Here is a 3,395-nt window from a genome sequence, read left to right as displayed (position 1 = left end):
AACAGATCTACCTGCACGCGCAGAAAGACTGGGACGAAAACATCGAGCACGACCAGACGGTGCGCGTCGGCAACGAACGCCACGACACCGTCGAGGCCAACAGCTACAGCGAGTTCAAGGCCGAAGAGCACCGCACCACCCACGCCGACCGCAAGATCGAGGTCAAAGCCAACGATCACCTAACCGTCGGCACCAGCCAGCACGTCAAACTCGGAGACAGCCAACTGGTAAAAGCGGGCAGCGAAATCCACCTCTCCAGCGGCATGAAAGTCGTGCTCGAAGCCGGCATGGAAATCACTTTCAAGGTCGGCGGCAGCTTCGTCAAACTCGACCCCAGCGGCGTCACCCTGGTCGGCCCCAGCGTCAAGATCAACTCGGGCGGTAGTCCGGGCAAGGGCAGTGGGGCGGCACCGGCATTACCGGGGGCGGCGGCGGCTGTGGATGTGAGTGAGGCGGGTAAGCTGCTGATAGTAAACCAGAGGCAAGCTCTCATGCAGAAGAAGCCTCTTTGCGCAATCTGCGAAGGCGCAGAAAAAGGGGCTATTAATGCATGACGACGCACTAAGCAGTCTTCCATGGCATTTAGACAGCTATTTGTTACTCGACGGAGTAAGCGTAGAAGCTCTGCCAAGAAAAATTTATGAGTGGTCAGATTCGCCCGATTGCGAAGTGCTTTATCTGGAAACACCCTGGGCCGAACTAAGTGATGTGTCACCACACCTGGTCAAGCTGGAAAATGAAAATGACCCTGTTCTTGCAGCATTTATCTCCAATCTATCGGATGAATGGGGTTATTTGTTATTCAGCTCAGCGCCTAGAGCCAGCGTCTTAAAACATCTACGCTGGCTAACTTGCGTGCAACCTCAGCATGGTGCCCCTGTTCTGTTACGTTTGGCCGATCCCGCTGTTATGCATGCGTTGTTGGCACTTGAAAAGCACAGCGACACGACAAAGCTGTACGGCCCCATAGAGTACATTTATACACCAGACGCAATGACAGAGGGTGGGCATCAGCATCAGCGTTTTGGATCGCATGCCGCACTGGATTACAGCAAGCCTTATGCATTGGACGAGGCTGAGCATGAAACGCTGGGCGCAGTGAGCTTCCGCCAAGGAGTGTTGGCGCTCAGCAAGCATATGCAGCGTTACTTCCCCAATTACGGTGCAGAAGTGCCATCGCACGAGCGGCTTGGACGCCTGCAAAACCTTGCGTCAGATGCATATGAAAAAGGCTTTTGTTCGTCCAGGGAGCTCACTCTATTCGCCAATATTATCGGCTATCTTGGCGAAAATTTTTTAGATGAACATGAAGATCTTGCTCGTTTGCTCAACGAGGCAACAGAACAAACACCGATACAGCGTTTAGAGTCGGTCGCGCAAGTTGCCCAGCAACGCGTCGCTTTAAGGTTACGGAGGACTATATGACAGCACAAACTACTCTACCTGACGACGCTAACCTGGCCGCAGCGGGGCTGGACAATACGGATATGAAAGCACCCATAGGTGCGTGCCCGCTGACGAAAGACAAGGTACAGCTGATTCCCTTGCGCTACGGCCTGGTGCAACACCATAGCCCAGCGATCGATGTCCCGCTGAAGAACGATTTGAAGAGTCGTCCAGTTGGTATCCGGCTAATGCGTGACGGTTATCTCTACATTGTTGAGGAAAGCACGGGATACCTGCACGAGTACAAGGTCAACGCGGGCCGTGTTAGCAAGCTACTTTGGACCGCAGCGGAGGTCGCATCAGATAGCCGCACCAATGTCATCAACGAACCTATCGTCTTCTCCCGCAACAGCACCCTTTTTGTTGCGTACTCAGAGATCCAATGGACCGCACGTAAGTGCTCCGTAGTGCTCTCTGGAGAAAAAGAGCGGACTAAGTACATGCAACGCGTTAGCTTGGCGGGGAAGCAAGGCGGTGAGCATTTACTAACCCGAACGCAAGCGGAAAAGACTATCGCCGAGGTCGCGGAAAGAGTAAATCCACGATCTCGAGCGCTCCTTGAGGGCGCCAACCAAGAAGAAAGCGTGGATTATATTTGGGAAGACAAGCCACTATTCAATAACACTCAGATAGGCGCGGTCGCCTCCCAAGTAACGGCAGAGTACCAGTGTGATCACCTTTTCCTAGTCGTACGGGACGACATCGGTATCCTCCGAGATTTACGCGCATACCAAGAAAAGGTCGTCGACTGGATTGGTGAATGGAGTGCAAACGATGATGACCAGCATCGCTATGTTATCGCCTCCTATTTGTATTCACTATATGCCGTAGATGAGCGCAAGGTCCGGGCATTAGCTACAGCTGTCCCCCGCTACCAAGCCCTAATGGAGGAAACGACGGAAGAACAGCGTGAGAAGATCTACGCTTATTTGGAGGCTGTTGAGGAGTATGGTCCTCCTCAAGCTTTAGGCTCTAGGGATCAGTGGGTCACCCAGCTGGATGATTTCCCCAGTAACAGACCGACATTCGAGATGCTGGAAGCGCTCGGTGATGAGGCTTACCGCCGGCATCAACCTGCAATTGCCAGTTTACGTCTAGAGTCATGGCGCGAGCTTAATGGTCGTGCCATAGGTGAACGCGGTATTGATCAGTTAGTGACCCGTTCCGAGATGGAAGTCTTCCTAGGTAAGCATCAAGCCCTTCTAAGCCATTGGCAAGCTTTGCTAACCGGAATCCGGGAAGACCGGCTGTATATGGTTACCCAAGGTTTGTTCCATCAAGCTGCTTGGTTCTATGATTTCAATAACGAAAAACAGATTCAGGAACGACTTGAAACTGAATTCGCATGTATCAAAGAGCTATGTAGTACGGAAGAAGAAGCCCAGAGGCTTGCGCAGTACCTAGACCAGAACATGCTGACGTTGGTAGCAGGGCTAGACACATTGAGCCTTGACGAACAGCAGCAATCGAGAGATCAGTTAGCCAATTATGTCAAATTGGTAGTTGGGGCTTTCGAATCTCCTAGTTCAATAAAAGACCTGAACGTATTGGCCAATCAGTTTAATGGTCTCGTTAGCACTCGCCTGCCCAATTTCGCTCGTCTGCAAAATAGCTTCGAGGGGCTGCAGACGCTGCTTGATAATGCTTACAGCCCAGCGGCTCAACTAGAGATGGCAAGCGAATGGGAAAGAGTTCAGCGCCGCTTTTCACAAGGCGAAACCATCAACCCTAATGAGTTTATTCGGAACAGTGGTCCTGCCTCTCGCTTGCGCCTCCTCCGGAACTTTGCAACCTCTGGGCTAACCGTAAGAGTATCTTCTCCGTAAGCGTCCGGCCATCCCGTCTTGAGCTCGTCGCCGCTGACGTCAGGATAGTGTCCACTTATTTTCTAGTGGACACTTATCATGAATACCCTAAGCGTACCCAAGCCCTATCAGAAACGCCGTCGC

General features: G+C 52.3%; 3 protein-coding genes. All 3 read left to right on the top strand.

Annotation, left to right across the window (positions count from 1 at the left end; genetic code table 11):
• A partial coding sequence (locus H4J77_RS19220; protein WP_404940802.1) for a bacteriophage T4 gp5 trimerisation domain-containing protein occupies positions 1-554 on the top strand: 554 nt, incomplete at its 5' end.
• Entirely contained in the window at positions 547-1,425 is an 879-nt protein-coding gene (locus tag H4J77_RS19215) for a DUF4123 domain-containing protein (protein ID WP_182250040.1), read from the top strand. The genes H4J77_RS19220 and H4J77_RS19215, both read left to right, overlap by 8 nt.
• Positions 1,422-3,272, top strand: a complete 1,851-nt coding sequence (locus tag H4J77_RS19210) for a toxin VasX (protein WP_182250038.1) — start codon at positions 1,422-1,424, stop codon at positions 3,270-3,272. Before H4J77_RS19215 ends, H4J77_RS19210 begins: the two co-directional genes overlap by 4 nt.
• The last annotated feature ends 123 nt before the right edge of the window (positions 3,273-3,395 follow it).

Source organism: Pseudomonas sp. 5Ae-yellow (assembly GCF_014077575.1).
GTDB lineage: Bacteria > Pseudomonadota > Gammaproteobacteria > Pseudomonadales > Pseudomonadaceae > Halopseudomonas > Halopseudomonas neustonica.
This window is presented reverse-complemented; position numbering and strand designations above follow the sequence as displayed.

Coding starts and splice junctions, on each gene's coding strand:
- H4J77_RS19215 (WP_182250040.1), top strand. CDS start 547: ATGCATGACGACGCACTAAGCAGTCTTCCATGGCATTTAGACAGCTAT.
- H4J77_RS19210 (WP_182250038.1), top strand. CDS start 1,422: ATGACAGCACAAACTACTCTACCTGACGACGCTAACCTGGCCGCAGCG.